General features: G+C 69.8%; 26 protein-coding genes. 2 read left to right on the top strand and 24 right to left on the bottom strand.

What is annotated here, in order from left to right:
- Window positions 1–14: 14 nt before the first annotated feature.
- Window positions 15–2,027 (bottom strand): protein meaA, encoded by a 2,013-nt coding sequence (locus GH747_RS09595; protein WP_149769323.1) that lies wholly within the window; start codon window positions 2,025–2,027, stop codon window positions 15–17.
- Window positions 2,028–2,122: 95 nt separating this feature from the next.
- Here GH747_RS09595 and GH747_RS09600 point away from each other — a divergent pair, with 95 nt between their 5' ends.
- Together GH747_RS09600 and GH747_RS09605 are read left to right on the top strand one after the other, a co-directional pair.
- Window positions 2,123–2,443, top strand: a complete 321-nt coding sequence (locus tag GH747_RS09600; protein ID WP_149769324.1) for a hypothetical protein — start codon at window positions 2,123–2,125, stop codon at window positions 2,441–2,443.
- A gap of 53 nt (window positions 2,444–2,496) precedes the next feature.
- Window positions 2,497–3,069 (top strand): cob(I)yrinic acid a,c-diamide adenosyltransferase, encoded by a 573-nt coding sequence (locus tag GH747_RS09605; RefSeq protein ID WP_149769325.1) that lies wholly within the window; start codon window positions 2,497–2,499, stop codon window positions 3,067–3,069.
- Window positions 3,070–3,102: 33 nt separating this feature from the next.
- On the opposite strand, the gene GH747_RS09610 is transcribed toward GH747_RS09605, so the two are convergent.
- From GH747_RS09610 to lysA, 23 genes are all read right to left on the bottom strand, one after another.
- Complete coding sequence (locus GH747_RS09610) at window positions 3,103–3,567, bottom strand: DUF2550 domain-containing protein (protein WP_149769326.1); 465 nt, start codon at window positions 3,565–3,567, stop codon at window positions 3,103–3,105.
- A 49-nt stretch (window positions 3,568–3,616) separates the two neighbouring features.
- Complete coding sequence (locus GH747_RS09615) at window positions 3,617–4,012, bottom strand: F0F1 ATP synthase subunit epsilon (protein WP_149769327.1); 396 nt, start codon at window positions 4,010–4,012, stop codon at window positions 3,617–3,619.
- A gap of 31 nt (window positions 4,013–4,043) precedes the next feature.
- Window positions 4,044–5,483, bottom strand: a complete 1,440-nt coding sequence (gene atpD / locus GH747_RS09620; protein WP_149769328.1) for a F0F1 ATP synthase subunit beta — start codon at window positions 5,481–5,483, stop codon at window positions 4,044–4,046.
- A gap of 4 nt (window positions 5,484–5,487) precedes the next feature.
- The gene (locus GH747_RS09625; protein ID WP_149769329.1) at window positions 5,488–6,420 is read right to left on the bottom strand and encodes a F0F1 ATP synthase subunit gamma; all 933 of its coding nucleotides are present in this window, start codon (window positions 6,418–6,420) and stop codon (window positions 5,488–5,490) included.
- Window positions 6,421–6,426: 6 nt separating this feature from the next.
- Window positions 6,427–8,064, bottom strand: a complete 1,638-nt coding sequence (atpA, locus tag GH747_RS09630; protein WP_149769330.1) for a F0F1 ATP synthase subunit alpha — start codon at window positions 8,062–8,064, stop codon at window positions 6,427–6,429.
- 66 nt (window positions 8,065–8,130) lie between these two features.
- Complete coding sequence (locus tag GH747_RS09635; protein WP_149769331.1) at window positions 8,131–8,940, bottom strand: F0F1 ATP synthase subunit delta; 810 nt, start codon at window positions 8,938–8,940, stop codon at window positions 8,131–8,133.
- Window positions 8,940–9,485, bottom strand: coding sequence for a F0F1 ATP synthase subunit B (locus tag GH747_RS09640; protein WP_149769332.1), 546 nt, complete (start codon window positions 9,483–9,485; stop codon window positions 8,940–8,942). The genes GH747_RS09635 and GH747_RS09640 overlap by 1 nt, the downstream gene beginning before the upstream one ends.
- A gap of 30 nt (window positions 9,486–9,515) precedes the next feature.
- The gene (gene atpE / locus GH747_RS09645; protein ID WP_149769333.1) at window positions 9,516–9,725 is read right to left on the bottom strand and encodes an ATP synthase F0 subunit C; all 210 of its coding nucleotides are present in this window, start codon (window positions 9,723–9,725) and stop codon (window positions 9,516–9,518) included.
- A 62-nt stretch (window positions 9,726–9,787) separates the two neighbouring features.
- Window positions 9,788–10,582 carry a F0F1 ATP synthase subunit A gene (atpB, locus tag GH747_RS09650; RefSeq protein WP_149769334.1) on the bottom strand — a complete coding sequence of 265 codons (795 nt, stop codon included), beginning with the start codon at window positions 10,580–10,582 and terminating at the stop codon, window positions 9,788–9,790.
- Window positions 10,583–10,658: 76 nt separating this feature from the next.
- Window positions 10,659–10,859, bottom strand: coding sequence for an AtpZ/AtpI family protein (locus GH747_RS09655; RefSeq protein ID WP_149769335.1), 201 nt, complete (start codon window positions 10,857–10,859; stop codon window positions 10,659–10,661).
- Between the two features lie 27 nt (window positions 10,860–10,886).
- Window positions 10,887–11,318, bottom strand: a complete 432-nt coding sequence (locus GH747_RS09660; RefSeq protein WP_149769336.1) for a hypothetical protein — start codon at window positions 11,316–11,318, stop codon at window positions 10,887–10,889.
- Window positions 11,319–11,399: 81 nt separating this feature from the next.
- On the bottom strand, window positions 11,400–12,527 hold the full coding sequence (locus GH747_RS09665) for an MraY family glycosyltransferase (protein WP_149769337.1): 1,128 nt from the start codon (window positions 12,525–12,527) through the stop codon (window positions 11,400–11,402).
- 3 nt (window positions 12,528–12,530) lie between these two features.
- Window positions 12,531–13,169: an L-threonylcarbamoyladenylate synthase gene (locus GH747_RS09670; RefSeq protein WP_228552857.1), complete on the bottom strand. Its 639-nt coding sequence runs from the start codon at window positions 13,167–13,169 to the stop codon at window positions 12,531–12,533.
- Between the two features lie 43 nt (window positions 13,170–13,212).
- On the bottom strand, window positions 13,213–14,064 hold the full coding sequence (gene prmC, locus GH747_RS09675) for a peptide chain release factor N(5)-glutamine methyltransferase (protein ID WP_149769339.1): 852 nt from the start codon (window positions 14,062–14,064) through the stop codon (window positions 13,213–13,215).
- A complete protein-coding gene (gene prfA, locus GH747_RS09680; RefSeq protein ID WP_149769340.1) occupies window positions 14,061–15,149 on the bottom strand; it encodes a peptide chain release factor 1 in 1,089 nt (362 codons plus the stop codon). The genes prmC and prfA overlap by 4 nt, the downstream gene beginning before the upstream one ends.
- A 78-nt stretch (window positions 15,150–15,227) precedes the next feature.
- The gene (gene rpmE, locus GH747_RS09685) at window positions 15,228–15,434 is read right to left on the bottom strand and encodes a 50S ribosomal protein L31 (protein WP_149769341.1); all 207 of its coding nucleotides are present in this window, start codon (window positions 15,432–15,434) and stop codon (window positions 15,228–15,230) included.
- Window positions 15,435–15,564: 130 nt separating this feature from the next.
- A complete protein-coding gene (locus GH747_RS09690; RefSeq protein WP_149769342.1) occupies window positions 15,565–15,747 on the bottom strand; it encodes a hypothetical protein in 183 nt (60 codons plus the stop codon).
- The gene (locus GH747_RS09695; RefSeq protein WP_149769343.1) at window positions 15,744–16,223 is read right to left on the bottom strand and encodes a glutathione peroxidase; all 480 of its coding nucleotides are present in this window, start codon (window positions 16,221–16,223) and stop codon (window positions 15,744–15,746) included. The genes GH747_RS09690 and GH747_RS09695 overlap by 4 nt, the downstream gene beginning before the upstream one ends.
- Window positions 16,224–16,375: 152 nt before the next feature.
- Window positions 16,376–18,292, bottom strand: coding sequence for a transcription termination factor Rho (gene rho, locus GH747_RS09700; RefSeq protein WP_228552871.1), 1,917 nt, complete (start codon window positions 18,290–18,292; stop codon window positions 16,376–16,378).
- Between the two features lie 407 nt (window positions 18,293–18,699).
- Window positions 18,700–19,614, bottom strand: a complete 915-nt coding sequence (thrB, locus tag GH747_RS09705) for a homoserine kinase (protein ID WP_149769345.1) — start codon at window positions 19,612–19,614, stop codon at window positions 18,700–18,702.
- On the bottom strand, window positions 19,611–20,690 hold the full coding sequence (gene thrC, locus GH747_RS09710) for a threonine synthase (RefSeq protein ID WP_149769346.1): 1,080 nt from the start codon (window positions 20,688–20,690) through the stop codon (window positions 19,611–19,613). The genes thrB and thrC overlap by 4 nt, the downstream gene beginning before the upstream one ends.
- Window positions 20,687–22,000, bottom strand: a complete 1,314-nt coding sequence (locus tag GH747_RS09715) for a homoserine dehydrogenase (protein ID WP_149769347.1) — start codon at window positions 21,998–22,000, stop codon at window positions 20,687–20,689. The genes thrC and GH747_RS09715 overlap by 4 nt, the downstream gene beginning before the upstream one ends.
- Before the next feature lie 63 nt (window positions 22,001–22,063).
- Window positions 22,064–23,461: a diaminopimelate decarboxylase gene (lysA, locus tag GH747_RS09720; RefSeq protein ID WP_149769348.1), complete on the bottom strand. Its 1,398-nt coding sequence runs from the start codon at window positions 23,459–23,461 to the stop codon at window positions 22,064–22,066.

The raw sequence follows: 23,461 nt of genomic DNA on the forward strand, positions 1-23,461 counted from the left end.
CACGCGCGCCAGCGTCAGTCGAGCTCGTTCGCCCGCCGGATCACGCTGACGATGTCATCCATGATCTGGGTCATGCCGTAGTCCTTCGGCGTGTAGACCGCGGCGACTCCCTCGTCGAGCAGACGTCGGGCGTCCGACTCGGGGATGATCCCGCCGACGACCACCGGCACGTCACCGATGCCGGCGTCACGCAGCTGCGCGAGGACCTCCGGCACCAGCTCCATGTGGGAGCCCGACAGGATCGACAGCCCGATGCAGTCGACGTCCTCGTCGACGGCGGCAGCGACGATCTGCGTCGGGGTCAGGCGGATGCCCTGGTAGATGACCTCGAAGCCCGCGTCGCGCGCACGCACCGCGATCTGCTCGGCACCGTTGGAGTGACCGTCGAGCCCGGGCTTGCCGACGAGCAGCCGCAGACGTCCGCCCAGTTCCTCCCCCGTCGCCCGGACCCGCTCACGGACACCGGCGAGCTCTGCTCCCGCCTCGGCCACACCGACCACCCCCGTCACACCGGTCGGCGCGCGGAACTCGCCGAACACCTCGCGCAGCGCGCCTGCCCACTCACCGGTCGTCGCCCCGACGCGTACGCAGGCGAGGGTCGCCTCCATCAGGTTCGCGTCGGTCTTCGCATCGGCGCGGAGGCGATCGAGCGCCTCAGCGACCTCGGACTCGTCACGCTGACCCCGCCAGGCGTCGACGCGTTCGATCGCGCTCGCCTCGGCCAGCGGGTCGGCCGTCTGGATCGCGCCGTCGAGGTCAGCCGTCAGCGGCGAGTCCTCGGACTCCGTGTAGGCGTTGACCCCGACGACCAGCTGCTCACCTGCCTCGATCTGCGCGCGACGAGCCGCGTGCGAGGCCACCAGCGCCTGCTTCATGTAGCCGGACTCCACGGCCGCGACCGCGCCACCCATGGCCTGGACGCGATCGATCTCCTCCTTGGCGCCGGCGACGAGCTCGGCGACCTTCGCCTCGATGACGTGACTGCCGTCGAAGATGTCGCCGTACTCGAGGAGGTCGGACTCGAACGCCAGCACCTGCTGCAGCCGCAGCGACCACTGCTGGTCCCAGGGCCGCGGCAGGCCGAGCGCCTCGTTCCAGGCCGGCAGCTGGATCGCGCGGGCGCGAGCGTTCTTGCTCAGGCTCACACCGAGCATCTCCAGCACGATGCGCTGGACGTTGTTCTCGGGCTGGGCCTCGGTGAGACCGAGCGAGTTCACCTGCACGCCGTAGCGGAAGCGACGCATCTTCGGGTCCTGCACGCCGTACCGCTCACGGGTGATCTCGTCCCAGAGCTGACCGAAGGCGCGCATCTTGCACGTCTCCTCGATGAAGCGCACACCGGCGTTCACGAAGAACGAGATGCGGCCGACGACCTTGTCGAACTCCTCTGCCGGGACCTGGCCCGCGTCACGGACGGCGTCGAGGATCGCGATCGCCGTCGACAGGGCGTACGCGAGCTCCTGCACCGGGGTCGCGCCCGCCTCCTGCAGGTGGTAGCTGCAGATGTTGAGCGGGTTCCACTTCGGCATGTTGACGACCGTGTAGGCGATCATGTCGGTCGTCAGCCTGATCGACGCCTCCGGCGGGAACACGTACGTCCCGCGCGAGAGGTACTCCTTGATGATGTCGTTCTGGGTGGTCCCGGTGAGCTGGCCGACCCAGTCCGCCGGGTCCTCGCCCGCGTCACGCGCCTGCTCCTCGGCGACCACCTGGTACATCGCGAGCAGCCACATGGCCGTCGCGTTGATCGTCATGGACGTGTTCATGGTCTTCAGGGGGATGCCGTCGAAGAGACGACGCATCTCGCCCAGGTCCGGCACGGGGACGCCGACCTTGCCGACCTCGCCCTTGCTCAGCTGGTGGTCGGGGTCGTAGCCGGTCTGCGTCGGCAGGTCGAACGCCACCGAGAGCCCGGTCTGGCCCTTGGAGAGGTTGCGACGGTAGAGCGCGTTGGAGTCAGACGCCGAGGAGTGCCCGGCGTAGGTGCGCATCACCCAGGGGCGATCGCGGTGAGTCGAGTCGGCCATGCGGCTTAGGTTAGTTCCTTGTGACCGATGGGTAACAGCCGAGTGAGCGGAGTCACGTCGGTCACATTCCCGGCCGACGGGTGCACACTGGAGAGATGACCGGTGGCGGATCCGCGGTGGGCTATCTCTTCGTGCCGCTCGTCAGCGCGCTCGCCATCGTGGGCCTGGCACTGATCCTGCGCTGGGCCCAGTCTCCCGGCAAGCGCATCAAGCTGCCGTCGTACGGGATGCTCGTGCCGGTCGCGCGCTGCAAGGACCAGCACGGCGCAGAGGTCACCGCTGCACGCCTGCGGGCCGAAGGGATCCGCGCCTCGGTCACCCACGACGTACGCGGGTGGCTGGTGCTGGCGTGGAAGACGCAGGCCGACGTGGCCAGGGCCTGGGTGGCCTCGAGGCAGTCCCCCCACCATCCCTGACCGGGTCGCTCCCGGCGTCCCCAGGTCGCCGGCTGGCGGCATAGTGTGTCGGCATGGTCAATCTCACCCGCATCTACACCCGGACCGGCGACGACGGCACGACCCGGCTCGTCGACATGAGCAAGACGTCGAAGCTCGACCTCCGTCTCCAGGCGTACGCCGACACGGACGAGCTCAACAGCCAGATCGGGTACGCCCGCGCGCTCGGGACGTTGGACGAGGACGTCGACGCGGTCCTCGCGCGGGTGCAGAACGACCTGTTCGACGTCGGCGCGGACCTCGGAGCCCCGGTCGTCGAGAACCCTGAGTACCCGCAGCTGCGGGTCGAGCCGGCGTACGTGGATCGTCTCGAGGCGTGGTGCGACCACTACAACGCCGAGATCGAGCCGCTGCGGTCGTTCATCCTGCCCGGCGGGACGCCCGCGGCATCGGTGCTCCACATCGCGCGTACGGTGTGCCGGCGCTCCGAACGCTCGGCATGGGCGGCGATCGAGGAGCACGGCGAGACCATGAACGTCCTCACCGCGAAATACCTCAACCGGCTCTCGGACCTGCTGTTCATCCTGGCCCGCTACGCCAACCGGGCGACAGGGGACGTCCTCTGGGTGCCCGGCGGCGAACGCTGACCCGGCACGACGTCGGAGCGGACTGACCCGGAGTCAGATGACGTTGTTGACCTCGCGGCCGGGCGGAGACGATTCCAACCAGGCCAGCAGCCCCGTCAGCGCCTGAGGGCTCAGCGCGAGCTGGATCCGGGCACCGTCGTCGAGCGAGCACTCGACGATGGTGTTCCCCGCGTGGAGCGCGTACGTCTCGGAGCCGACCGGCGTCCGCCGCCGCTCGACCTCGACGTGGCCTCGCTCGAAGCGCAGCACCGGGCGCGGCGAGAACGAGAAGGTGCGGAACCACTCGAGGTGGCTCGCGTTGTAGCGACCGACGCCGAGCGTCCACCCGCGCGGATCGCCCTCCTCGCGGGGTGCCTCGGCACGTCGGTTGACGCTGAGGTCGAACGTGCTGCCGCCACGCGCCAGGTAGCGGCGACGGCCGCCCAGCCCGAGGACGGCGAGGATCGCCAGGACCAGAAGCACGCCGAGGGAGTCGAGCACCCACAACCAGATCGGCATGTGTGCCCTCCTCCCTCGACGTAGCGTCCGGACGCTTTAGAGAACGACCCTAGGACGAGGCGAGCTCGACGGCGCGGATACGGGCCTCGAGGCGGCGTACCTCTTCGGCAGCCTCCTCGTCGTTGGCACCCTCGGCGTGCACGCGGGCGAGCTCCTGCTTCGCACGCTCGAGGTCGATGTCGTGCGACATCTCCGCGCTCTCAGCCAGGATCGACACGCGGTCCTGGGCGACCGAGAGGAAGCCGGAGTCGACAGCGGCGACCCAGGTCTCGTTGTCCTCGGTGTCGATCTCCACGACTCCGTCGGCGAGCAGCGACATCACCGGGGCGTGGCCCGGGAGGATGCCGATGTCGCCTTCGAGGGTGCGCGCCAGCAGCGACGTGGCCTCGCCCGACCACAGCAGCTGGTCAGCGCTCACGAGCTCGACGTGCAGTGTGCCTGCCATCAGACGACTCCTTCTTTCCTCGATCGCTCGATCAGGAGCTCTTCTGGATCTCGGCCCACTTCTTCTCGACGTCGTCCAGACCGCCGCACATGAAGAACGCCTGCTCGGCGACGTGGTCGTACTCGCCGTCGGCGATCTTCTTGAACGCGTCCACGGTCTCGTCGAGCGGAACCGTGGAGCCCTCGATGCCGGTGAACTGCTTCGCGACGTAGGTGTTCTGCGACAGGAAGCGCTGGATGCGACGGGCGCGCGACACGACCGTCTTGTCCTCCTCCGACAGCTCGTCGACGCCGAGGATCGCGATGATGTCCTGCAGCTCCTTGTTGCGCTGAAGGATCTGCTTGACGCGCGTGGCGACCGCGTAGTGGTCGGCGGCGATGTAGCGCGGGTCGAGGATGCGCGACGTCGAGGTCAGCGGATCCACGGCCGGGTAGATGCCCTGCGACGCGATCTCACGGGAGAGCTCGGTCGTGGCGTCGAGGTGCGCGAACGTCGTCGCCGGCGCCGGGTCGGTGTAGTCGTCGGCGGGAACGTAGATCGCCTGCATCGAGGTGATCGAGTGGCCACGCGTCGACGTGATGCGCTCCTGGAGGACGCCCATCTCGTCGGCCAGCGTCGGCTGGTAGCCCACCGCGGACGGCATGCGGCCGAGCAGCGTCGAGACCTCCGAGCCGGCCTGCGTGAACCGGAAGATGTTGTCGATGAAGAGGAGCACGTCCTGCTTCTGGACGTCGCGGAAGTACTCCGCCATCGTCAGCGCCGACAGGGCCACGCGCAGACGCGCGCCCGGCGGCTCGTCCATCTGGCCGAAGACCAGCGCGGTCTGGCCGAGAACGCCCGACTCGTCCATCTCGACGATGAGGTCGTTGCCCTCACGGGTGCGCTCGCCGACTCCGGCGAACACCGACACGCCACCGTGGTCGCGCGCGACTCGGGCGATCATCTCCTGGATGAGGACCGTCTTGCCGACGCCCGCACCACCGAAGAGGCCGATCTTGCCGCCGAGCACGTACGGGGTCAGCAGGTCGATGACCTTGATGCCCGTCTGGAACATCTCGGTCTTCGGCTCGAGCGAGTCGAACGACGGCGCCTTGCGGTGGATGCCCCACCGCTCCTTGATGTCGAGCACCTCGCCCTCTTCGAGGTTCAGGCACTCGCCGATCGTGTTGAACACGTGGCCGAGCGTGACGTCGCCGACCGGGACCGAGATCGGCTCGCCGGTGTCGCGCACCTCCGCACCACGGGTCAGGCCGTCGGTCGGCTGCATGGAGATCGCACGCACCATGCCGTCACCGATGTGCTGCGCGACCTCGAGCGTCAGCGGACGCCCGTCGGCGTCCAGCGCCGAGTTCACGTGGAGCGCGCTGTAGATGTCGGGCATCTGGTCCGTCGGGAACTCGACGTCGATGACCGGACCGATGACGCGGGCGATGCGGCCCGTCGTCGTGGTCTCGTTGACAGTGGCAGTCATGGTTTCACTCACTCCCGGCGTTCGCGTCGGCAAGGGCGTTCGCGCCACCGACGATCTCACTGATTTCCTGGGTAATACCGGCCTGGCGGGCCTGGTTGGCGACTCGCGTGTACTTCTGGATCAGATCCTCGGCGTTGTCCGTGGCGTTCTTCATCGCCTGCTGGCGCGCCGCGAGCTCCGAGGCTGCCGCCTGGAGGAAGCAGAAGTAGAGCCGGTGGTTCACGTACTTCGGCAGGAGCGCCTCGAGGACCTCCGTCGCCGACGGCTCGAACTCGTACAGGGGGTAAACGTCGCCGTTCTCCGGCGCCTCCGTCCCCTCGACGACCTCGAGCGGCAGCAGCCGGATGACCTCGGGCGTCTGGCTGATCATCGACCGGAACCGGGTGAAGACCACGTGCAGCTCGTCGACCTCACGCTCCGGGTCGCCCGTCTCGGGGTCCTCCGGGTCGATGAGGAACGCCGCCGTCAGCACGTCACCCACCTCGCGGGCGTCCGCGTACGTCGGTCGGTCCGAGAAGCCCGTCCAGGACTGGACGACCGGCCGCTGGCGGAAGCGGAAGTAGCCCTCGGCCTTGCGGCCGGTGACGTACATGTCCACCTCCTTGCCCTCGGCGCGCAGCTTCTCGATGAGACGCTCCGACTCCTTGAGGACCGCCGACGAGTACGAGCCGGCAAGACCGCGGTCGCTGGCGATGACCAGGATGGCCGCGCGCTTCGGCTCGGGGTTCTCGGTGAGCAGCTTGTGATCGACGTGACCGAAGGTCGCGAGGGCCGACACCGCGCGCGTGAGCTCACGGGCGTACGGCGTCGCCGCCGCGGCCTGCTGCTGCGCCTTGATGATGCGGGACGCAGCGATGAGCTCCATGGCGCGCGTGATCTTCTTCATCGACTGCGTCGACTTGATCTTCGCGCGGTACTCGCGCAGTGAGGTTGCCATGACAGGTCAGCCTCGCTTCTGCGCGACGATCTGCTCCTGCGAGACGTCCTCGTCCGCGAGAGCCTCGTGCTCTTCCTTGCCCGGCTTGATCGAACCACCGTCGCTGGTCTCGAACTGGTCGGCGAAGCTGTTGTACGCCGACTCGAGCGAGGACGCGGTGTCGTCGTCGAACTTGCCCGACTCACGGATGGAGTCGAGGATGCCGGGCTCGCTGCGGCGCAGGTAGTCGAGGAACTCGGACTCGAAGCGCTGCACGTCGTCGACCGGAACCGGGTCGATCTTGCCGGTCGTGCCCGCCCACAGCGAGACGACCTGCTCCTCGACCGGGAACGGCTCGTACTGGCCCTGCCGGAACAGCGCCATCAGACGCTCACCGCGGGCGAGCTGCTGCTTCGAGGCGGCGTCGAGGTCCGAGGCGAACATCGCGAAGGCCTCCATCGCGCGGTACTGCGCGAGCTCGACCTTGATCGAGCCGGTGACGGCCTTCATCGACTTGAGCATCGCCGCGCTGCCGACGCGCGACACCGAGATGCCGACGTCGACGGCCGGACGCTGGTTCGAGTTGAACAGGTCCGACTGCAGGAAGATCTGGCCGTCGGTGATCGAGATGACGTTCGTCGGGATGTAGGCCGACACGTCGTTGGCCTTCGTCTCGACGATCGGCAGACCGGTCATCGAGCCCGCGCCCAGGTCGTCCGAGAGCTTCGCGCAGCGCTCGAGCAGCCGGCTGTGGAGGTAGAACACGTCGCCGGGGTACGCCTCGCGGCCCGGCGGGCGGCGCAGCAGCAGCGACACGGCGCGGTAGGCCTCGGCCTGCTTGCTCAGGTCGTCGAAGATGATGAGGACGTGCTTGCCCTCGTACATCCACTTCTGGCCGATGGCCGAGCCGGTGTAGGGAGCGAGGTACTTGAAGCCGGCCGAGTCCGACGCGGGGGCCGCGACGATGGCGGTGTACTCCAGCGCGCCGGCCTCCTCGAGCGCCGAGCGCACCGAGGCGATCGTCGAGCCCTTCTGACCGATCGCGACGTAGATGCAGCGGACCTGCTGAGCCGGGTCACCGGTCTCCCAGTACTGCTTCTGGTTGATGATCGTGTCGATCGCGATCGCGGTCTTGCCGGTCTGGCGGTCGCCGATGATCAGCTGACGCTGGCCGCGGCCGATCGGGGTCATCGAGTCGATGGCCTTGATGCCGGTCATCAGGGGCTCGTGGACGCTCTTGCGCTGGACCACGGTCGGCGCCTGGAGCTCGAGCGCACGACGCTCGGTGGTCTCCACCTCGCCGAGCCCGTCGATCGGGTTGCCGAGCGGATCGACCACACGGCCGAGGTATCCGTCGCCCACCGGGACGGACAGGACCTGGCCGGTCCGCTTGACCGGCTGACCCTCCTCGATGCCGGCGAAGTCGCCGAGGATGACGACGCCGATCTCGCGCACGTCGAGGTTCAGGGCGAGGCCGAGCGTGCCGTCCTCGAACTCGAGCAGCTCGTTGGCCATCGCGGACGGCAGGCCCTCGACACGGGCGATTCCGTCCATCGCCTCCGCGACGGTGCCGATCTCCTCGGTCGTCGCCTGCGGCTTGTAGTCGCTGACGAACTGCTGGAGCGCGTCGCGAATCTCGTCGGGACGGATCGTGAGCTCCGCCATGTCAGTGCCTGCCTTCTTCTCGATCGTGCTGGGGAAGTTCTCGGGAGGGGGTTGTGGGAGCCATCGTCAGCCGGCGAGGGCCCGTCGGGCGTCTGCGAGCCGGGTCGAGACCGTGGAGTCGATCCGCTCGCCGGCGATCTCGACGGAGATGCCGCCGATCACGTCCGGGTCCACGGTGACGTCCACGTGCACGTCTCGACCGTACTTGCGGGCCAAGGCTCCGGCCAAACGCTGCTTCTCGTCGTCGTCGAGCGCGTACGCCGCGACGACCCGCGCCTGGAGCCTGCCCTCTCGGACGATGGCGTCCTGCGCGTAGTCGACGATCGCCGTCTCGTAGCTGCGTCCGCGTGACGCCACGGCCTGGCGGGCCAGGGCGAGCGACACCTCGTCCGCGTGGTCGCCGAGCAGCCGGGAGACGAGCTCCTGGCGACCCTCGACGGACGCCGACCGGTCGCTGAGCGTCTGGCGCAGCTCCGGGTTGCCGGTGACCACGCGCGTGAACGCGAATAGCGTGTCAGCGACCGTGGCGAGCGAGCCGGCGCTGTCCGCGGCGCTGAGCACCGCCTGGACACCCGCCTGCTCGAGCGCGTCGGCGAGGTCGCGTCCGGCGCTCCAACGGCCGCGCGCGGCCGCGCCGACGACGTCGAGAGCGCCCGCACCGATCTTGTCGCCGAACAGCGTGCCGACCAGGCCGGCCTTGGCGTCAGCCTCGGTCGCCGGGTCGGACAGCACGCGTCGGAGGACCGGGTTGGAGTCGAGCGCGCCGACGACCGCGAACAGCTCGGTGCCGACAGCCACGCCCTGCGCACCGTCGGCGGTCGCGCCGCCCACGGTGTCCAGGACCTGCGCCCGTGAGGTCGCGGAGACGCCCCGCATCAGTTCGCCGATCCGTTCGACGAGCCCTCGAGGTCGACGATGAACCGCTCGACGGTGCGACGCTGACGCGCCTCGTCCTCCAACGACTCACCGACGATGCGCGAAGCCAGCTCGGTCGAGAGCTGACCGACCTCGCGGCGCAGGGACTGCACCGCCTGGGCACGCTCGGCCTCGATCTGCTGGTGCGCCGCAGAGACGATGCGCTGGGCCTCGTCCTGCGCCTGCGTGCGGAGCTCTGCAGTGATCTGCGCGCCCTGCTCGCGGGCTTCCTCGCGGATGCGCGCGGCCTCGTGGCGGGCCTCGGCGAGCTGAGCGTTGTACTGCTCGAGCGCTGCCTTGGCCTCCTCCTGCGCCTGGGCCGCCTCCTTCATGCCGCCTTCGATCGCCGCCGTACGCTCCGCGTACGCCTTCTCGAAGTTGGGCACGACGAGCTTCGCGACCAGGAAGAGGACGATCCCGAAGACGATCAGCCCGAGGATGACCTCGGACCAGACCGGGAGGACGGGATTGTGCGCCTCCTCCGCGGCCAGCTGTGTGATGTCCATGTGATGGGACCCTTACGTCTCGGGACTGGATCAGATAGGCAGGACGAACGCGAGCGCGACGCTGATGATGAACAGCGCCTCGGCGAGGACGAAGCCAAGGATCGCGATCGTCTGCAGGCGCGACTGCGCCTCCGGCTGACGGGCGACGCCGGCGATGTACGCGGCGAAGATCAGGCCGATGCCGACACCGGGACCGATCGCGGCAAGGCCGAGACCGATCATGTTCAGAGAGCCTTCCACGGCTTTTCCTTTCGTCGTCAGCGCCTGGGGGGCGCTTCGGGTGAACTCTTGGGGTGGGTGAATCAGTGTTCGTCGGCGATGGCTTCGCCGATGTACATCGCGGTCAGCAGGGTGAACACGTACGCCTGCAGGAACATCACCAGCAGCTCGAGGAAGCTCACCGCGATGCCGAGCACGAAGGACAGGACGCCGACCACGCCGTACAGCGCGTTGCCCGAGTCCAGCAGCAGGTAGGCGCCGCCGGTCGCGAACAGGATCAGCAGGAGGTGACCGGCGAACATGTTGCCGAAGAGTCGCAGCGTCAGCGTGATCGGCCGGATGAGGATGTTGGAGAAGAACTCCAGCGGCACCAGGAGCAGCAGGATCGGACCCTTGATGCCGCCGGGGACGGTCTCGTGCTTGAGGTAGCCGACGAAGCCGTGCTTGGCGATGCCGACCGTGTTGTAGACCACCCAGGTGATCGCCGCGAGCGCGACGACGAAGCCGATGCGCGCGAACGACGGGAACTGGATGAACGGGATCACGCCGTAGTAGTTGTTCACCAGGATGAACATGAACAGCGCGAAGAGGTACGGCACGTACTTCATGTAGTGCTCGGACCCGATGTTGTCGCGGGCGATGTTGTTGCGGACGAAGTTGTAGGCGTACTCGCCGGCGAACTGCATGCGTCCGGGGACCACCGCAGCACGACGCGCGAACGCGTACGTCAGGCCCACGACGATGAACCCCGACAGGATCACCAGCACCATCGGCTTCGTGAACTCGACCCCGGCGATCGTGAAGATCGGGGGCAGCTCGAAGCTGGAGGGACCCGGCGGGTGGAACTCGGCGAGGACAGTCCGTCCTTCGGTGGTCACTCGATCACCTCATCTGTGGCACGGTCGCGCCGCGGTTCCACGGGCGTCACGGATACGTCGGGTAGCAAATGAACGGTCAGGACCTGTGCGGCGTGGCCGCGTACACGGTGAAGATCCCGAGCGCTGCCCCGAGGGCGGCACCGGTGAACACCATGAACGAGGTCCCCCACCAGCGATCCAGGCCGAAGCCGATGGCTCCGTAGACCACGATCCCTCCGACGATCCGTCTGATCGCCTGACCCAGGCTGCGTCGAGGACGTCGGGAGGATTCGCTCATTGCCAACGGAACGGTAGCACGCCCGGATCATCGCTCGCCCCCCAGGTCGTACAGGGGTTCGCGGGTCGTCACGGCGGCGACCAGGAACAGCACGGTGCCGACCAGAGCGCCGACGAGGACGGTGATCCCGAGGGCTCCGGAGTGCACCGCGTCGCCGAGCACACCCGACCTGGTGAGGGCGAGCGCGACGGCGACCACGAACATGACGTTGGTGGCGTAGAGCAGGAGCGCGATGAGGAGCGTAGCCCCGTTGGCCGGCCGCGCGAGCACGCGCAGAGCCACGGCGGTGAACCCCAGGAGGAAGGCCACGAGCACGAGCCCGATCAGAGCCCCGACGACGCCCGGGCCGCCGGCGACGAGCGCGCTCCCTGCGACGCAGGCGACGGCTGTCAGGAGAACGACCGCGATCAGCGCGCGCGTGACCTTCACGGGGCGTCGGGTCGAGCTCTCGGTCGTCATGGGGCGGCCGTCCAAGCGTGCGGGGTGGGTGTTTGTGAAAACTAGCACAAGGTCCCGGACGCCCCCAACTCCGGGGTGCGACTAGGGGTTGGCGCCGCTCGCCCGCCCGACGCGCGGCAGCCAGAACACCACGAACGCCGTCACCCCGACCATGACCAGAACCCCCGCCACGGCACGCCAGCCCCCGACCAGGCCGAGCGCGACCGCGCCGAACGCGACGACCCCGGCGATCATGTACATCGCCAGCACCGCCCGCCGGTGCGAGTGGCCGATCTCGAGCAGCCGGTGGTGCAGGTGCAGCTTGTCCGGCGCGAACGGCGACCGCCCGGCACGCGTACGGCGCACGACGGCCATCAGCAGGTCGACGAACGGCACCAGCAGCACCGCGAACGGGAGCAGCAGCGGCAGGAGGGCAGGGAAGAGGGACGCCTCGGCACCACCCAGACCCTGGATCGCCTCCGCCGCCGAGAAGCGGCCCGACAGTGAGATCGCCGAGCAGGCCAGCACGAACCCGATCAGCATCGCCCCGGCGTCGCCGATGAACATGCGGGCGGGGTTGAAGTTGTGCGGCAGGATCCCGACGCAGACCCCGGCGAGCGCGGCGCAGAGCATCGCCGAGGCGATGGCGTTGGTCTGCCGGTTCTCGGCGACCAGCACGAAGGCGTAGATGAAGAACGCGATGGCGCCGATGCCGACGACGCCGGCGGCCAGCCCGTCGAGGCCGTCGACGAAGTTCACGGCGTTGACGCAGATGACGATGGTCAGGACGGAGAACAGGATCGACTGGATCGGGTCGATCGCCCACGTCGAGCCTGGGAGCGGCAGGTAGACGAGCTGGACGCCCATCGACACCGTGATGACGGCCGCGAGGACCTGCCCCGCGAACTTCGTCAGCGCGTCGAGCTCGTAGACGTCGTCGATCACGCCGACCAGGGTGATCACGGTCGCTCCGACCATCACCGCCCCTGCGTCGGCCAGGACGGCGTCCTCCGACCGCGACAGGAACGGCATCTGGGACGCGACCAGGTAGGCAGCGAGCAGCCCGAAGAGCATGGCCAGACCGCCGAGGTACGGGATGGGGACGGCGTGGACGTCACGGTCGCGCACCGGAGCGTACGCCCCGACCTTCATCGCGCCCTCGCGCGCGAGGACCGCGAGCAGGTAGGTGACCGCGACGGCGACGAGGAAGACGACGAGGTACTCGCGCACGGATCAGCCGACCTCGACCCCGAGCTCGGTGAAGCGGTCGGCGGTGATCGCACCCATGCGCACGATCCGGGGGTGCTCGCCGGTGCAGTCCACGATGGTCGAGGGGACGCCGCTCCCGGCGGGTCCGCCGTCGAGGTAGACGGCGACGCTCTCGCCGAGCTGCTGCTCGGCCTCGTCGATCGTGGTCGCCGCCGGGTGGCCGGTGAGGTTCGCGCTGGACACTGCCAGCGGCCCCGTACGGCGAAGCAGCTCGCGCGCGGTCTCGTCGTCGGGCATCCGGATCGCGACGGTCCCTCGGGTCTCCCCCAGGTCCCACGTCAGCGACTCCTGCTGACGGCAGATCACCGTGAGCGGGCCTGGCCACAGCGCGTCGGTCAGCGTGTGGACGTAAGGCTCCACGCTCGAGGCGAGAGCGTCCAGCGTGGAGTTGGAGGCCACGAGGACAGGCGGCGGCATGTGGCGACCGCGGCCCTTCGCCGCGAGCAGCCGGGCGACAGCGGCAGGGTCGAACGCGTCCGCGGCGATGCCGTACACGGTGTCGGTCGGCATCACGACGAGACCACCGTCTCGCAGCGCGAGCCGCGCGGCCTCGAGCCCTTCGTCGCGTCCGTCGGGGTCGAGGCAGGAGAACCGTTCACTCACAAGGGCCATGGTGCCAGTCCGGCCTGGCGCGCGAGATCCGGACTCACCGTCGGACGCGTCTCGCCGTCACGTAGCGTGGCCGCCCCGCCAGGTCGAGCTGGTCGCGGACCTCGTCGAACGCGCCGTGCGCCACGAAGACCGCCGGTGCCGACTCCCCCTGGACGTCGGCGTGCTCGGCACCGACGGCGCCGCCGTCACGCAGGAGCCGGGCGGCGGTCGCGGCGACGTCGTGCATGGCGTCGAGACCGTCCTCCCCCGACCACAGGGCGAGCGCCGGGTCGTGGTCGCGCGCCTCGACGGCCACCGACTCCCACGCGGTCAGCGGGATGTACGGCGGGTTGGACAGCACCAGGTCGACCGACCCGTCCAGGTCGGCGAACGCGTCGGCGAGGTCACCGTGACGCAGGTCCACGTCGAGGCCGGAGAGGTTGCGCTCGGCGTACGCGAAGGCCGACTCGCCGAGCTCCACGGCGTGCACCCGGGCGTGCGGGCGCTCGGACGCGACGGCTCCCGCGATCGCGCCCGACCCCGTCCCGAGATCGACGACGACAGGGTGCGCCACGTCGAGGGAGTCGATGACGCCGAGGCCCCACTCGACCAGCGACTCGGTCTCCGGACGGGGCACGAACACGCCCGGACCGACCGCCAGCTCGCGGTAGCGGAAGGCCGCGGACGCGGTCAGGTGCTGCAGCGGCTCGCGCGCCTCGCGCCGGACGACCAGCGACTCGTACGCCGCCGCCTGGGCGTCGTCGAGCGCGTCCACGAGCAGCAGCCCGGCACGCGACGTCCCCAGGACGTGGACCAGCAGCAGCTCCGCATCGTTGCGGGCAGAGGCGACCCCGGCGGCGTCGAGCCGGCCTGCGGCCTGCGCCAACGCCGTACGGACGTCCGTCACGCCGAGGCCTCGACCGCGGCGAGGCGGGCTGCGAGGTCAGCCTCGACGCACGCCGTGACGACGTCGTCGAGCGCGCCGTCCATCACCTGGTCGAGGTTGTAGGCCTTGAAGCCGACGCGGTGGTCGGAGATGCGGTTCTCGGGGAAGTTGTAGGTGCGGATCCGCTCGGAGCGGTCGACCGTCCGCACCTGCGAGCGGCGCGCGTCGGACGCCTCGGCGTCGGCGGCGTCCTGGGCGGCCTGGAGCAGCCGGGAACGCAGGATCCGCATCGCCGACTCCTTGTTCTGGAGCTGGCTCTTCTCGTTCTGGCAGCTCACGACGATGCCGGTGGGCAGGTGCGTGATGCGGACCGCCGAGTCGGTGGTGTTGACGCTCTGCCCGCCGGGACCCGACGACCGGAACACGTCGATGCGGAGGTCGTTGTCGTTGATCGCGACGTCGACCGACTCCGCCTCGGGAAGCACCAGGACGCCGGCCGCCGACGTGTGCACGCGCCCCTGCGACTCGGTCACCGGGACCCGCTGGACCCGGTGGACGCCGCCCTCGAACTTCAGCTTCGCGTACGGCGCGTCACCGGGATCGGGAGTGCCCTTGGCCTTCACGCCGACCGTGACGGACTTGTAGCCGCCGAGGTCGGAGGCGTTCTCGTCGATCAGCTCGGTCTTCCAGCCCTGGGTCTCGGCCCAGCGCAGGTACATGCGGAGAAGGTCGCCGGCGAACAACGCCGACTCCTCGCCGCCCTCGCCGGCCTTGATCTCGAGGATCGCGTCCTTGGAGTCAGCGGGGTCGCGCGGCACGAGGAGACGCTCCAGCCGCTCGGCGAGCTGCTGCTCGCGCGCGGTCAGCGTCTCCACCTCTTCGGCGAAGCCCGCGTCCTCGTCAGCGAGCTCGCGCGCCGCCTCGATGTCGTCGACCGTCTGCTGCCAGTCGCGGTAGGTCCGGACGATGCCGGTGAGCTCGGCGTAGCGCTGGCCGAGTCGCTTCGCGAGGGCGGGGTCGGTGTGGACCGAGGGGTCGGCCATCCGGGTCTCGAGGTCGGAGTGCTCGCGCACCAGCGACTCCACGGCATCGAACCGGCTGCTCATCGACTCCCCTTCGCTCTGGACCGAGACACGACAACGGCGCCGGCGCACGCTTCGTGCGTGGCCGGCGCCGCGAGGTCGTTACTTCTTGCCGTAGCGCTTCTCGAAGCGGGCGACGCGGCCGCCCGTGTCCAGGATGCGCTGCTTGCCCGTGTAGAACGGGTGGCAGGCCGCGCAGGTCTCGACGCGGATCACTCCGTCGGTCGCGGTGCTGCGGGTGGTGAACGTGTTGCCGCAGGTGCAGGAGACCTCGGTCGCCACGTACGTGGGGTGGATGTCCTTCTTCATGTCGTCCTCTCGATCGGCCGCTGGGTCGTCCCGCGGGTCGGGGCGTGAACCAGAGCCTCTATCCATTGTGCCATCGACGTTCTCTGAAACACGAATCGCCCGGGTGGCATTCCCGGAGCCGGGACGCGCCTCACGCCATGATCATCGAGCCCGCGATCAGGATGATCGACAGCCCGAGCAGACCGACCGTCACCGTCAGGAAGACGCCGAGCTCGGAGATCGGGACGCCCTTGTTGGCCTCGGTGAGCGCGAACAGCACGGAGGCCGCGGCGAGCGCGTTGAGCAGCACCACCGTGACCAGCAGCGGGCTCACTTCAGGAGCTTCTCGATGTCGCCGGCGATGTCCTCGGGCTTCGTGGTCGGCGCGTAGCGGTCCACGACCTGCCCGTCGGCGTTGACCAGGAACTTGGTGAAGTTCCACTTGATGCGGTCGCCGAGCAGACCCGACTTCTGGTCGCGCAGCCACTTGTAGAGGGGATGGGCGTCGTTGCCGTTGACGTCGATCTTGGCGAACATCGGGAACGTCACGTCGTACGTCAGCGAGCAGAACGACTTGATCTCGGCCTCGTCGCCCGGCTCCTGGTTGCGGAACTGGTCGCACGGGAAGCCGAGGACCACCAGGCCCTCGTCCTGGTACTTGCGGTAGAGCTCCTCGAGCCCTTCGTACTGCGGGGTGAACCCGCACTTGCTCGCGGTGTTGACGACGAGAACAGCCTTGCCTCGGAACTCGTCCAGGCTGCGCTCGTTGCCGTCGATGTCGACGGCACGGAAGTCGTATGCGGAGGTCATGGCGACAGCGTACGGGCCACGGCGGCGTTCCTCCACGCAACGGCTGGATGAAGGACGAGAAATTCGGAACGACGTTCCACAGATGTTTGCGCCGGGTACGACGGAGGCGGCGAGGCCCCGTTCGGGGCCCCGCCGCCTCTGCGTCGTGCGCGTCAGTCGTCGTCGTTGCGACGACCTGTCGACGGGGTCGACTGGTTGATCTGCATCAGGAACTCGACGTTGCTCTTCGTCGACTTCAGCTTCTCGAGCATCAGCTCCAGGGCCTGCTGACCGTCCAGGGCCGACAGCACGCGCCGGAGCTTCCAGATGATCGCGAGCTCCTCGCGGCTCATCAGCAGCTCCTCGCGGCGGGTGCCGGACGACTCGACGTCGATCGCCGGGAAGATGCGCCGGTCCGCGAACTCGCGGCGCAGGCGGAGCTCCATGTTGCCCGTGCCCTTGAACTCCTCGAAGATCACCTCGTCCATCCGCGAGCCGGTCTCCACCAGCGCGGTGGCGAGGATGGTCAGCGAGCCGCCGTCCTCGATGTTCCGCGCCGCACCGAAGAACTTCTTCGGCGGGTAGAGCGCCGAGGAGTCGACGCCGCCGGAGAGGATTCGACCGCTCGCGGGTGCCGCCAGGTTGTAGGCGCGGCCGAGGCGTGTGATCCCGTCGAGGAGCACGACTACGTCGTGCCCGAGCTCGACGAGGCGCTTGGCCCGCTCGATCGCCAGCTCGGCGACCGTGGTGTGGTCGGTCGCTGGACGGTCGAAGGTCGAGGCGATGACCTCGCCCTTGACCGTGCGCTGGAAGTCGGTGACCTCCTCAGGACGCTCGTCGACGAGGACGACCATCAGGTGGCACTCGGGGTTGTTGGTCGTGATCGCGTTGGCGATCTGCTGCATGACCATCGTCTTGCCGGCCTTCGGCGGCGACACGATCAACCCGCGCTGCCCCTTGCCGATCGGGGCGACGATGTCCATGATCCGGCCCGTCATCTGGGTCGGCTCGGTCTCGAGGCGAAGGCGCTCGGAGGCATAGAGCGGCGTGAGCTTCGCGAACTCGACGCGCTGCTTGGCCTCTTCGATCGTCATGCCGTTGACCGACTCGATCTTGACGAGCGGGTTGAACTTCTCCTTGCGCTCGCCCTCGCGGGGCTGGCGCACCTGGCCGACGATCGCGTCGCCCTTGCGCAGGCCCCACTTGCGGACCATCGAGAGGGAGACGTACACGTCGTTCTCGCCCGGGAGGTAGCCGCTGGTGCGCACGAAGGCGTAGTTGTCGAGGACGTCGAGGATGCCCGCCGCCGGGATCAGGACGTCGTCCTCGCTCACGATCGGCTCGGCCTCGCGACCGCCACGCTCGCTGCCGCGCTCGCGCTCGCCCCGGTTGCGGTTGCGGTTGCGGTTGCGGTTGCGGCGGCGACCGCCGCCCTCGCCGTCGCTGTCGTCGCCACGGTTGGCGTCACCACGATCGTTGCGGTCGCCACGGTTGGCGTCACCACGGTCGTTGCGGTCGCCACGGTTGGCGTCACCACGGTCGCTGCGCTCGCCACGGTTGGCGTCACCACGGTCGCTGCGCTCGCCACGGTTGGCGTCACCACGGTCGCTGCGCTCGCCACGGTTGGCGTCACCACGGTCGCTGCGCTCGCCACGGTTGGCATCGCCACGGTCGCTGCGCTCGCCGCGGTTGTCGTTCTTCTTGTCACCGCGCTCGTTGCGGCTGTCGTTCTTCTTCTCGCCGCGGTCGTCGCCGCGGTTGTCCTTCTTCTCGGAGCGCTCGGCGCGGTCGCCGCGCGACTTCTCGCTCCGGTCCTCGCGGGGCGCTTCCGCCTTGTCACGGGGCTGGTCCGCACCGCGATCTGCGCGGGCCTGCTGGGTCCGCTCCTCGCGCGGCGCCTCGGCGCGCGCTGCGGGCTCGCGAGCGGGCTCGGCCACGACGGCAGCGGCTGCCGCCTGGGGGGTCGCGCCAGCGGCGGAGCCGCCTCCCTGCGCAGCCTGGATGGCCTCGATCAGGGCGCCCTTGCGCATCTTGCCGACGCCCTTGATGCCCAGACCGGAGGCGATCTGCTGCAGCTCGGGGAGCACCATGCCGTTCAGGCCGGTGCCACGTCGGCGCGGGGTCTTGGCAGCCGCGGTGTCGACCGCGGGCTCGCCGGCGCCGCCGAGCAGGGTTGGTGTTTCGGTCACGTGAGGTCCTTCCCACGTCAGGCGGCGCTCAGGCACCGCTCGTTGTCAGCGGTCCGTACGATGTCGCGGACCACCAAGCTCGACCTCGCACAACGAGGCCGAACGAAGCATTGCAGATTTCCCACGCGGGTCCTGGAGCTCCGAGCGTCGAGCGACGTCGGGGAGGATGCGGGGATGAACGGGAGATCGAGGGGGTTCGATCGAATCAGACCCTCTCGGATCACCTGATCGACCATAACACCCGGTACGGTCCATCTGTTCCACGCGGGTGCCGCGAGTCACACAATCGTGACCTAACGCCCGAGCGCTCACGCGGGGCGCGCACCCTGAGCATCGATCCCCAGCGGGAGGGCCGCCCAGCCCGCGGGAGCCCGCGCGACCAGGCGCGCCTCGTCGTACGCGTCGGTGACGAACGCGAGCACGGTCGGGCCGGCACCGGAGATGATCGCCGGGACGCCGTCGGCCCGCAGCTGTTCCACCAGCGTGAAGGACTCCGGCATCGCGGGAGCGCGGTAGTGCTGGTGCAGCCGGTCGTCGGTCGCCTCGAGGAGCAGCTCGGGGCGTCCTCCGAACGCTGCGACGAGCAGGGCAGCGCGTCCAGCGTTGCGCGCGGCGTCGGCGTGCGGGACCGACGCGGGCAGCAGCCCGCGCGCGACCTCCGTCTTCACGCCGTCGGTCGGGACGAGCGCCACGGTGGAGACCGACGCGTCGAGACGGACGGCACGGCCCCCGTCCTCGTCCGTCCACGCGATCGTCAACCCGCCGAGGAGCGCGGCGGCGACGTTGTCGGGGTGGCCCTCGATCTCGGTGGCGAGCCGCAGCGCGGCAGCGTCGTCGAACGCCGCGACCTCTGGCGCCGGATCCTCGACCGCGAGGAGGGCGCGCGCCGCCGAGATGCCGCCGACGATCGCCGCAGAGCTGGACCCGAGCCCGCGTGCGTGCGGGATCCGGTTGACGCAGTGCACGCGCAGACCGGGCTGGGGGACGCCGAGCCGGGCGAACACCGAGCGCAGCGCGCGCACGACCAGGTGCGACTCGTCCAACGGGACCTCGTCCGCACCGACACCGGAGACGGTGACCTCGAGCCCGTCGCCGTGGACGACCTCGGCGGTCACCTCGTCGTAGAGGCGCAGCGCGAGCCCGAGCGCATCGAATCCGGGGCCGAGGTTCGCCGACGAGGCCGGGGTCACGACCGTGACCGACCCCGGGACGAACCTGCTCATGCGAGACCGGCGAGCTCGGCGGCCTTGCTGACGTCGGCGTCGATGACGTTCTCCGGGATGACGCCGAGGTGCGAGAGCGCCGTGTCGATGTCCTTCAGTCCGTTGCCGGTCACGACCACCGAGATCGTGGCGCCGCTGGGAGCCTCGCCCGCAGCGGCCGCCTTGAGCAACCCCGCCACGCCGGCGGCCGACGCCGGCTCGACGAAGACGCCGTCGCGACGGGCCAGCTCACGCTGGGCGTCGAGGATCTCCTGGTCGCTGACTGCGGCGATCCGCCCACGGGACTCGTCACGAGCAGCGATCGCCAGGTCCCACGACGCGGGGTTGCCGATCCGGATCGCGCTGGCGACGGTCTCGGGATCCGGCACCGGCGATCCGACGACGAGCGGCGCCGCTCCCTCGGCCTGGAACCCCCACATCTCCGGGGTGCGGGTGGCGACGCCGTCCGCGGCGTACTCGCCGTAGCCCAACCAGTACGCGGAGATGTTGCCGGCGTTGCCGACGGGCATCACGTGGAGGTCGGGCGCGTCGCCGAGGACGTCCACGATCTCGAAGGCGCCGGTCTTCTGGCCCTGGAGCCGCACCGGGTTCACCGAGTTCACGAGCGCGACCGGGTAGTCGTCGGCCATCCCGCGCGCCATGGCGAGGCAGTCGTCGAAGTTGCCGCGGACCTGCACCACGAGCGAGTCGAACATGAGCGCCTGCGCCATCTTGCCGGCAGCGATCTTGCCCTGCGGGACGAGCACGATCGGCTGGAGGCCCGCACGGACGGCGTACGCGGCCATCGAGGCCGACGTGTTGCCGGTGGAGGCGCACACGACGGCCTTCGCGCCCTCGGCGGCCGCGACCGTGATCGCTGCCGTCATGCCTCGGTCCTTGAACGACCCCGTCGGGTTGCTGCCCTCGACCTTGAGCCAGACGTCGCTCCCCGTGGCCTCCGACAGCCACGTGGAGCGTACGAGGGGTGTGCCGCCCTCCCCCAGCGTCACGGCCGGCGCGTCGCCGACCACGGGGAGGCGGTCGCGGTACTCCTCGATCACGCCACGCCAGGGGCGGGCGCCGAGCTGCTCGGTCACAGTCCTTCTCCTTCGACGCGCATGACGGACGACACCTCGCGGACCATGGGCAGGTCGCTGAGCTGCTGAACCGTCCGCGACAGTGCGGCGTCGGTCGCGGTGTGGGTGATGACGACGAGCTGGGCGTCGTCGCCGTGGCCTTCCTGGCGGACGGCCGAGATCGAGACCTCGTTGTCGGCGAACGCCAGGGCGACGGACGCGAGCACGCCTGCCTTGTCGTCGACGTCGAGGGCGATGTGGTAGCGGGTCCGGGCGTCACCGATCCCGAGGAGACGGCGGCGCGCGTGGGTCCGCTCGGGCGGCGCGGTGACCTCGAGGAGACGGTTGCGGGCCACCGAGACGACGTCGCCCAGCACGGCGCTCGCCGTCGGGGCTCCCCCGGCGCCGGGGCCGTAGAACATCAGCTGGCCCGCGGACTCGCTCTCCACGAACACGGCGTTGTAGGCGCCGCGGACGCTGGCGAGCGGGTGGTCCTTCGGGATCATCACGGGGTGGACACGGGCCGAGACGGCGCCGCCGTCCATGCTCTGGTCGCAGATCGCCAGGAGCTTGACCACGCAGCCCATGTCGTCGGCCGACGCGATCTCGTCCGCGGTGACCGTGGTGATGCCCTCGCGGTGCACGTCCTCGATCGTGACGCGGGTGTGGAAGGCGAGGCTCGCGAGGATCGCGGCCTTCGCGGCGGCGTCGAACCCCTCGACGTCGGCCGTCGGGTCGGCCTCAGCGAACCCGAGGCGCTGCGCCTCGGCGAGCGCCTCGTCGAAGCCCTGCCCGGTCGTCGTCATCGCATCGAGGATGAAGTTGGTGGTGCCGTTGACGATCCCCAGCACGCGCCGGACGTGGTCACCGGTCAGCGACTCGCGCAACGGGCGGATGATCGGGATCGCGCCGGCGACCGCCGCCTCGTACGAGAGGTCCCGCTCGGCGTCCTCGGCGGCCGCGAAGAGAGTGCTGCCGTCCTCGGCGAGAAGGGCCTTGTTGCCGGTGACGACCGACGCTCCGTGCTCCAGCGCGGCCAGCACGAGCGACCTCGCCGGCTCGATGCCACCGATGAGCTCGATGACCACGTCGAGGTCCCCACGCCGTACGAGCGCTGCCGCGTCCGTCGTCAGCAGGGCCGGGTCGAACGCCGTCTGGCGGTCCGGACGGTCGCTGCCGACGGCGACGCCGACCAGCTCGAGACGGGCACCGATGCGTTGCGCCAGCTCGTCGGCGTCACGGGTCAGCAGGCGTGCGACCTCGCTGCCGACGGCGCCGTGGCCGAGCAACGCGACGCGCAGCGTGCGGGGTTCGTGCGGGTGGGAAGTCACCGGTCCAGCCTAGTCGTGGTCGGGAACGTCGGACCTCGATGTCCGAACTCGGGTCACCGTCGGTCAGTCGACGTCGAGGCGCAGCAGGTCGTCCTCGGTCTCGCGCCGCACGATCAACCGCGCTGCCCCGTCCTTGACCGCGACGACCGCGGGGCGCGGGACGTGGTTGTAGTTGGAGGCGAGCGAGCGGCAGTACGCGCCGGTGCCGGGCACCGCGACGAGATCGCCCGGCGCGACGTCGTCCGGGAGGAACTCGTCCTTGACGACGATGTCACCGGACTCGCAGTGCTTGCCGACGACCCGGCTGAGGACCGGCGGGGCCGTGGACGCACGCGAGGCGAGCGAGCACGAGTAGTCCGCGTCGTACAGCGCCGTACGGACGTTGTCGCTCATGCCGCCGTCGACCGCGACGTAGCGCCTCGAGGCACCGCCGTCGAGAGCCACCTCCTTGGTCGTGCCGACCTCGTACAGGGTGAACGTCGACGGGCCGGCGATGGCGCGACCCGGCTCGATCGACAGGCGCGGGACCTCGATGCCCAGCGCCCGGCACTCGTGCTCGACGATCGTGCGCATCCCGTCGGCCAGCAGCTGCGGCGTGGACGGGTCGTCCTGGGTCGTGTACGCGATGCCGTAGCCACCGCCGAGGTCCAGCTCGGGCGCGGTGTAGCCCAGCTCGGCGGCGATCCGGGCGTGCAGCCCGACGACGCGGTGGGCCGCGACCTCGAAGCCGGCCGTGTCGAAGATCTGCGAGCCGATGTGCGAGTGGAGGCCGAGCAGGTGCAGCGACGGCTGCGCCAGCACCCGGCGTACGGCCTCGAGAGCGTCGCCCTCGGTGATCGAGAGCCCGAACTTCTGGTCCTCGTGCGCCGTGGCGATGTATTCGTGGGTGTGGGCCTCGACGCCGGCGGTGACGCGCACCATGACGTGGGCGGTGACGCCGAGCTCCGTGGCGAGGGCCGCGACGCGCTCGATCTCGACGAAGGAGTCGACGATGATCTTGCCGACGCCGACCTCGAGCGCCCGGCGGATCTCGGCGACGCTCTTGTTGTTGCCGTGGTGGCCGATGCGGGACGGGTCGACCCCGGCACGCAGGGCGACGGCGAGCTCACCGCCGGTGCACACGTCCATCCGCAGGCCCTCCTCGGCGATCCACCGTGCGACCGACGTGCAGAGGAAGGCCTTCGCGGCGTAGTAGACGTCCCAGCCGGCGAACGCGTCGGCGAACGCGCGGGCCCGTCCGCGGAAGTCGTCCTCGTCGACGACGTACAGCGGCGTGCCGAACTCGGCGGCGAGCGCGGTCGCGCTCACGCCTGCGACGCTGATCTCACCGTCCGCGCGACGCTCGACGTTCGTCGCCCACAGGGACGCGACCAGTGCGTTGGTGTCCTCGGGCTCCCGCAGCCAGGCGGGTCCACGGCTTCCGGCCTGGCCGTGCAGGGCCCCGGCCTCGTGCGCGCGCAC

The organism is Mumia xiangluensis (genome assembly GCF_010994095.1).
GTDB classification, from domain to species: domain Bacteria; phylum Actinomycetota; class Actinomycetes; order Propionibacteriales; family Nocardioidaceae; genus Mumia; species Mumia xiangluensis.

What these genes read in the sequence shown, in the direction of transcription:
- thrB (WP_149769345.1), bottom strand. Translation starts at nt 19,614, where the DNA reads ATGAGCAGGTTCGTCCCGGGGTCGGTCACGGTCGTGACCCCGGCCTCG.
- GH747_RS09640 (WP_149769332.1), bottom strand. Translation starts at nt 9,485, where the DNA reads ATGGACATCACACAGCTGGCCGCGGAGGAGGCGCACAATCCCGTCCTC.
- GH747_RS09600 (WP_149769324.1), top strand. Translation starts at nt 2,123, where the DNA reads ATGACCGGTGGCGGATCCGCGGTGGGCTATCTCTTCGTGCCGCTCGTC.
- atpA (WP_149769330.1), bottom strand. Translation starts at nt 8,064, where the DNA reads ATGGCGGAGCTCACGATCCGTCCCGACGAGATTCGCGACGCGCTCCAG.
- GH747_RS09660 (WP_149769336.1), bottom strand. Translation starts at nt 11,318, where the DNA reads ATGACGACCGAGAGCTCGACCCGACGCCCCGTGAAGGTCACGCGCGCG.
- GH747_RS09615 (WP_149769327.1), bottom strand. Translation starts at nt 4,012, where the DNA reads ATGGCAGGCACACTGCACGTCGAGCTCGTGAGCGCTGACCAGCTGCTG.
- rpmE (WP_149769341.1), bottom strand. Translation starts at nt 15,434, where the DNA reads ATGAAGAAGGACATCCACCCCACGTACGTGGCGACCGAGGTCTCCTGC.
- GH747_RS09610 (WP_149769326.1), bottom strand. Translation starts at nt 3,567, where the DNA reads ATGCCGATCTGGTTGTGGGTGCTCGACTCCCTCGGCGTGCTTCTGGTC.
- GH747_RS09595 (WP_149769323.1), bottom strand. Translation starts at nt 2,027, where the DNA reads ATGGCCGACTCGACTCACCGCGATCGCCCCTGGGTGATGCGCACCTAC.
- GH747_RS09655 (WP_149769335.1), bottom strand. Translation starts at nt 10,859, where the DNA reads ATGAGCGAATCCTCCCGACGTCCTCGACGCAGCCTGGGTCAGGCGATC.
- prfA (WP_149769340.1), bottom strand. Translation starts at nt 15,149, where the DNA reads ATGAGCAGCCGGTTCGATGCCGTGGAGTCGCTGGTGCGCGAGCACTCC.
- GH747_RS09695 (WP_149769343.1), bottom strand. Translation starts at nt 16,223, where the DNA reads ATGACCTCCGCATACGACTTCCGTGCCGTCGACATCGACGGCAACGAG.
- GH747_RS09635 (WP_149769331.1), bottom strand. Translation starts at nt 8,940, where the DNA reads ATGCGGGGCGTCTCCGCGACCTCACGGGCGCAGGTCCTGGACACCGTG.
- rho (WP_228552871.1), bottom strand. Translation starts at nt 18,292, where the DNA reads ATGGTGCTCCCCGAGCTGCAGCAGATCGCCTCCGGTCTGGGCATCAAG.
- GH747_RS09625 (WP_149769329.1), bottom strand. Translation starts at nt 6,420, where the DNA reads ATGGCAACCTCACTGCGCGAGTACCGCGCGAAGATCAAGTCGACGCAG.
- GH747_RS09605 (WP_149769325.1), top strand. Translation starts at nt 2,497, where the DNA reads ATGGTCAATCTCACCCGCATCTACACCCGGACCGGCGACGACGGCACG.
- atpD (WP_149769328.1), bottom strand. Translation starts at nt 5,483, where the DNA reads ATGACTGCCACTGTCAACGAGACCACGACGACGGGCCGCATCGCCCGC.